At 58.7% G+C, this 6,085-nt stretch carries 8 protein-coding genes; 3 read left to right on the forward strand and 5 right to left on the reverse strand.

All coding sequences use genetic code 11. The features are described 5' to 3' along the window. Positions 1-20: 20 nt before the first annotated feature. A complete protein-coding gene (locus tag AACW30_RS11925; protein WP_106576388.1) occupies positions 21-410 on the reverse strand; it encodes a transcriptional regulator in 390 nt (129 codons plus the stop codon). A gap of 153 nt (positions 411-563) precedes the next feature. On the opposite strand from AACW30_RS11925, the gene AACW30_RS11930 reads away from it, so the two are divergent. Further along, complete coding sequence (locus AACW30_RS11930; protein WP_106576387.1) at positions 564-839, forward strand: hypothetical protein; 276 nt, start codon at positions 564-566, stop codon at positions 837-839. A gap of 49 nt (positions 840-888) precedes the next feature. On the opposite strand, the gene AACW30_RS11935 is transcribed toward AACW30_RS11930, so the two are convergent. Further along, positions 889-2,235, reverse strand: coding sequence for a DEAD/DEAH box helicase (locus AACW30_RS11935; protein WP_106576386.1), 1,347 nt, complete (start codon positions 2,233-2,235; stop codon positions 889-891). Between the two features lie 193 nt (positions 2,236-2,428). On the opposite strand from AACW30_RS11935, the gene AACW30_RS11940 reads away from it, so the two are divergent. Then, on the forward strand, positions 2,429-3,727 hold the full coding sequence (locus AACW30_RS11940; RefSeq protein WP_119742212.1) for a mechanosensitive ion channel family protein: 1,299 nt from the start codon (positions 2,429-2,431) through the stop codon (positions 3,725-3,727). 110 nt (positions 3,728-3,837) lie between these two features. Here AACW30_RS11940 and AACW30_RS11945 read toward each other — a convergent pair whose 3' ends face one another. The 3 genes from AACW30_RS11945 to AACW30_RS11955 form a co-directional block, all read right to left on the reverse strand. Then, a complete protein-coding gene (locus tag AACW30_RS11945; RefSeq protein WP_200625081.1) occupies positions 3,838-4,704 on the reverse strand; it encodes a carboxylate/amino acid/amine transporter in 867 nt (288 codons plus the stop codon). A gap of 203 nt (positions 4,705-4,907) precedes the next feature. Then, the gene (locus AACW30_RS11950) at positions 4,908-5,507 is read right to left on the reverse strand and encodes an FMN-dependent NADH-azoreductase (RefSeq protein ID WP_124418202.1); all 600 of its coding nucleotides are present in this window, start codon (positions 5,505-5,507) and stop codon (positions 4,908-4,910) included. 151 nt (positions 5,508-5,658) lie between these two features. Beyond that, positions 5,659-5,973: a 3-phosphoglycerate kinase gene (locus tag AACW30_RS11955; RefSeq protein WP_106576382.1), complete on the reverse strand. Its 315-nt coding sequence runs from the start codon at positions 5,971-5,973 to the stop codon at positions 5,659-5,661. A gap of 46 nt (positions 5,974-6,019) precedes the next feature. On the opposite strand from AACW30_RS11955, the gene AACW30_RS11960 reads away from it, so the two are divergent. Beyond that, the coding region (locus AACW30_RS11960) for a hypothetical protein (protein ID WP_325167584.1) at positions 6,020-6,085 on the forward strand (66 nt) is incomplete at its 3' end.

Below are 6,085 nucleotides of genomic sequence, written 5' to 3' on the forward strand. Positions count from 1 at the left end.
ATTGATCGACGGATTGCCTGTCAGGCAATCTGCGCCTTCGAAGCCACTTCATCAAACGTCGCCGGCTCCAGGGCATCCGCCTGGTCATCGAGCACCTGACGCGGGTGGTCATTGCCGGGGATGGAGCTGTCAATCAGCGCCAGCAGTTGCGCGCCGCGCGCGGTCAGGATGAAGTTCTCACCGTTTCCGCCCTCTTCTTCTGGCCGCGACTCAATAAACCCACGCTTGAACAACAGTGCCTCATAGTCCGCGGCGGTCTTTTTCAGCGTGTCCAGGTTACCGGTGGCTTCACCGGCCGTGGCCTTCTCGGCAGCTTCCTGCTCGGCATACTTGCGCGGGGCAAAGCTGCCTTCGCCGTTCTGCACTTCATGCAGCAAACGTTCGATCAAATCCCAATTGTAAGTCGTCATCCTGATTCCTCCTGCAGGCCGGTAGAAAGTAGCCCGTCTACAGGTGTGACATGCCCCGTCACTGGCCGTTCAGCCGGATAGACCGCCGTCATTTCTCTGAACTTTCCAGACGTTCGCCACCTCAACTGAACACACTGCCAAGGAGGTCCGACCATGAAAACCCTGATGAACCTGGCCATCGCCGCCACGCTGCTGACTGCCCTGCCCGCGTGGGCCTGTACGCCTGAAGAAGCCACGGCGAAACGTGAGCAACTGGCGCAGGAGGTGACCAAACTCACCCAGCAGAACCCCACCAAAGCCAAGGAAATGAATGCAGAGCTGCAGAAAATGGATATGGATACAACCTCTGCCGACCTGCCTGACAAATGCCAATTGATCGATCAGCGCCTCAAAGACCTGGATAAAGCAGCCGCCGAGACAAAAAACTGAAGACCAAAAAAAACCGGACATCGTCCGGTTTTTTTATATCGGTGCAGCCTTACTCGGCAGCCGGCGCTTCTGGCTTGCGGCGCTTGAGCGGCGCCATGCCGTCCTTGCTGACGAGCGACAGGTTGTCGGTCTTCGGCCGGTTGGCAATTTTGCGCTTGGTCGGCGACTTGGCACCGGCTTTCTTCTTGTCGCCCTTGGCGTCGACTTTTTTCTTCTTAACGCCAACCGCCTTGCCCGACGCCTTGACCTTCTTCGGCCCGGTGTAGGTGCCTTTGACTTCCTTGATGGTGCGGCGCTCGAACGACTGCTTGAGGTAGCGCTCGATGCTCGACATCAGGTTCCAGTCGCCATGGCAGATCAGCGAGATTGCCAGGCCATCATTGCCCGCACGCCCGGTACGACCGATACGGTGCACGTATTCGTCGCCGCTGCGCGGCATGTCGAAGTTGATGACCATGTCCAGGCCATCCACGTCCAGACCGCGCGCTGCCACGTCGGTGGCCACCAGGATCTTCACGCCGCCAGCCTTCAGGCGGTCGATGGCCAGCTTGCGGTCCTTCTGGTCTTTCTCACCGTGCAGCACGAACGCTTTGTAATCCTGTGCCACCAGGCGACCGTAGATACGGTCCGCCGCAGCCCGGGTGTTGGTGAACACGATGGCCTTCTGATAGGTCTCGTTGGCCAACAGCCAGTTGAGGATCTGTTCTTTGTGCACGTTGTGGTCGGCGGTAACGATCTGCTGACGCGTGGTGGCGTTCAGGTCGCTGACGTTGTTGACCTGCAAGTGCTCAGGGTTGTTCAAGACCTTGGCGACCATGTCACGCAGGGTCGAGCCGCCGGTGGTGGCGGAGAACAGCATGGTCTGCTGACGATTGACGCATTCAGCCACCAGGCGCTGCACGTCATCGGCAAAGCCCATGTCGAGCATGCGGTCGGCTTCGTCGAGCACCAGCACTTCAACTTCCTTGAGGTCAAGGTTGCCGGCGTTGAGTTGCTCGATCATCCGGCCGGGTGTGCCGATCAGAATGTCCGGGACCTTGCGCAGCATGGCGGCCTGGACCTTGAAGTCTTCGCCACCGGTGATCAGGCCGGATTTGATGAAGGTGAACTGCGAAAAGCGCTCCACTTCCTTCAAAGTCTGCTGGGCCAGCTCGCGGGTCGGCAGCAGAATCAGGGTCTTGATGCTGACGCGGACTTTGGCCGGGCCAATCAAGCGGTGCAGAATCGGCAGGACGAAAGCGGCGGTTTTGCCACTCCCGGTTTGAGCCGTCACCCGCAGGTCACGCCCTTGGAGCGCGAGCGGGATGGCCGCTGCTTGCACAGGCGTAGGCTCGACAAATTTAAGCTCGGCCACGGCTTTGAGCAGGCGTTCGTGCAGGGCGAATTGGGAAAACACGGGTGCTACCTCGAAGAAATACAAAATATCAGCTGCATAGGGTAACGGTTTCGGGCGTCCAAACCGAGTTTCTTTACGCGAACGGGGCTAATCAGCTGCTTTTTTGTCAGCTCTTTTGTCTACAACGTCAACTTTGTCGCACTTAAATGCTCTAATCGGCCCGTGTTGTCTTACAGAAGAATCGGTTTCACCCATGGATATCAAACAGTTCTGGCTCAACGTCCAAGACCTTTGGGGCGCCCTCGATCAACACCCGTTGCTGCATGCGAGCCTGGGTTTACTGGTGTTGCTGGTAGTCGCCCTGCTGCTCGGCCGGGTCGCGCGCTACCTCATTCTCCACGCCGTCAAATTGCTTGGCCGGCAACCGGCGCTGCACTGGCTCAATGACCTGCGGCACAACAAAGTCTTCCACCGCCTGGCACAGATGACGCCGTCCCTGGTGATTCAGTTCGGCCTGTACCTGGTACCGGACCTGAGCAAAACCGCCACGCTGTTTATCGGCAATGTCGCCCTGGCGTTCACCATCCTGTTCATGACACTGGCCGTGAGCGCCCTGCTCAACGCGCTGCTGGATATCTACGCACGCACCGAACATGCCCGCACCCGCTCGATCAAGGGCTATGTGCAACTGGCGAAAATGGTGCTGTTCGTGTTCGCCGCAATCATTATTGTCGCCACGCTGATCGACCGTTCGCCGCTGTTGCTGCTGTCGGGGTTGGGTGCGATGTCGGCGGTGATTCTGTTGGTGTACAAGGACACGCTGCTCTCGTTCGTCGCCAGTGTGCAATTGACCAGCAACGACATGTTGCGGGTCGGCGACTGGATCGAGATGCCTCAAGTCGGCGCCGACGGTGACGTGGTGGACATCACGCTGCACACGGTCAAGGTGCAGAACTTCGACAAGACCATCGTCTCCATTCCTACCTGGCGTTTGATGTCAGAGTCGTTCAAGAACTGGCGCGGCATGCAGGCATCCGGCGGTCGCCGTATCAAGCGCAGCCTGTACATCGACGCCAGCGGCGTGCGGTTTTTGCGTGACGATGAAGAAGTGCGCATGACCCAGGTGCACCTGCTCACCGACTACATCAGCCGCAAGCAGGCTGAGCTCAAGGCGTGGAACGAGGCCCAGGGCAATAGCGCGCAACTCTCTGCCAACCGCCGCCGCATGACCAACCTCGGCACCTTCCGCGCCTATGCACTGGCCTACCTGAAAAGCCACCCGGACATTCAGCCGAACATGACCTGCATGGTGCGCCAGATGCAAACCACCGCTCAGGGCGTGCCGCTGGAAATCTACTGCTTCACGCGCACCACGGCGTGGGCGGATTACGAGCGCATCCAGGGGGATATTTTTGATTACCTGCTGGCGGTGCTGCCGGAGTTCGGCTTGAGCCTGTATCAGCAGCCGAGTGGCAATGACTTGCGTGCCGGGATGTTGCCGGCGGTGCTGGGGGCCAGTCATTTGCCGACCCTGGAGCACAGCGCGGTATAACACCACCGATCTTCTGTGGGAGCGGGCGTGCTCGCGAGAGCGCAGGATCAGTCAACCCATCAATGACTGACCCACCGTCTTCGCGAGCAAGCCCGCTCCCACAAAGGTGTTCAATATTGGGCTAGCTGTTTACGCACGCCCAACCGGCTGATCCACACCGCCCCCAAAATCACCAACCCGCCCAACGCCAGCCGCCCCAGCGGCTCATGCTGATTCCAGATCAGCAAGTTCAGCAACAACCCCACCGGCACATGCAGGTTATTCATCACCGCCAAGGTGCCGCCGTTGACCAGGCACGCACCTTTGTTCCACCAGTACATGCCCAGCGCGGTGCTGACCAACCCAAGGAACACCAGCACGCCCCACTGCAGCGGCGCTTGCGGCAGAAAGTCGGCCTTGCCGAACAGCAGGAATGCCGGCAACACCACGATCAAGGCGCCCAGGTAGAAATAGCCGAAACGTCGGTAATGCGGCAGATCGCTTGGATAACGCGCCACCAGATGTTTGTACATCACCTGCCCGGCGGCGTAGGTGAAATTGGCCAGTTGCAACAGCAAAAAGCCGCCGAGGAAGTGCGGCGTGATCTGGTCAAAGCGAATCACTGCCGCACCGCCCACCGCCACCAACGCCGCAATCAGCGCCCAGGGATTGAAGCGACGGTTAAGAGCGTCTTCGATGAGTGTCACGTGCAACGGCGTGAGGATGGTGAACAGCAACACCTCCGGCACCGTGAGCACCCGAAAGCTCAGATACAGGCACACGTAGGTCACACCAAACTGCAGCGCGCCGATCATCAGCATGCCACGCATGAACCGTGGCTCTACCGAGCGCCAGCGGGTCAGCGGGATGAACACCAGCCCGGCCAGCACCACGCGCACCAGCACGGCGAAATAGCTGTCGACGTGACCGGCGAGGTATTCGCCGATCAAGCTGAAGGAAAAAGCCTGAATCAGGGTGACAACCAGTAGATAGCCCATGCGCGCCTCGTTTCGAATGGGCGCGACTTTAAGGGTTTTCGGTGTTTGAAGAAACTCGAGGCAAAAAAAACCCGACCTCGCTAAAGCGGCAGTCGGGCAGGAGCACTCAGGAGCAACAAGTGCAAAGGGAGGTTCGATACGCGTACTTGAAGGGTTTGCGTGGAGCGATATAAACACCGTGCGATTATGTGACGATTAAACGATCAAGCGACCTGTGCCAGCAGCGCCTTGGCGTGGTTGATGCCCTTTTCCTGGAAGTCCCCGCTCAGGTTCACCCCTTCAGCGTGAATGAACGTCACGTCGTGAATGCCGATAAAGGCCATGACCTGACGCAGGTACGGTTCCTGGTGATCGGAGCTGGCGCCGGTGTGGATACCGCCGCGTGCGGTCAACACAATGGCGCGCTTGCCAGTGAGCAAACCCTGAGGGCCGGTGGCGGTGTACTTGAAGGTCACACCGGCGCGCAACACGTGGTCCAGCCAGGCTTTGAGGGTGCTGGGGATCGCGAAGTTATACATCGGCGCAGCCATCACCAGCACATCGGCGGCGAGCAGTTCGTCGGTCAATTCGTTGGAGCGGTCCAGGGAGGCCTGTTCGATGCCGCTGCGCTGTTCGGCGGGTTTCATCCAGCCGCCGAGCAAATTGGCGTCCAGGTGCGGAACCGGGTTAAGCGCCACGTCACGCAGGGTGATCTGATCGGTCGGATGAGCGACCTTCCATTGGCTGATGAACTGCTGGGTCAGCTGACGGGAGATCGAATCCTGTTGGCGTGCGCTGCTTTCGATGATCAGAACATTGGACATGGCTAGGTAGGCTCCATCTGTAAATGCTGTAAGGCGATGGAGAAAAGATTAACCAGGGCTCATTCGATAAAAAAGCGCAAAAAACTGCTACAACCCATCTAGAAATTTGTTTATAAGCGGAGTATTGCTGTGAGCATGCTCCGCTGCTGCTTTATTTTGGGGCACATGCCAGCGCGATACGCATCTTGATAATGGCGCGACTGAACTTGACCGTTGTGTTGGTGCTTTTGCCCGCCGCCACCGTGACCTTGCGATTACGCGGCGATTCCGGGCCGTTGGTGAAGGTTACCGAACACACTGCGTCGTTGGTGCCGTAGTTGTTTAGCCGGATCGAACTGATGTCGCCGTCCACGTCGGACGCGGTGTAGTCCACTTGCACGCCGTCGATCTTTTTCGTGACATCGATGGGGTAGGCAAATGCGCTCATCGGCAGCAGCGCCAGCAACACACAACAGAATTTTCTCATTCGGCAGTCTCCAATAAGGACCGCCAGCTTAGGACAAGAGGAGCTCATCTTGAAAGCGCCCCGCGTTACCCTCGATCAATGGCGCACGCTGCAAGCCGTGGTCGACCACGGC

The organism is Pseudomonas sp. MF6747 (assembly GCF_963890955.1).
Lineage (GTDB): Bacteria > Pseudomonadota > Gammaproteobacteria > Pseudomonadales > Pseudomonadaceae > Aquipseudomonas.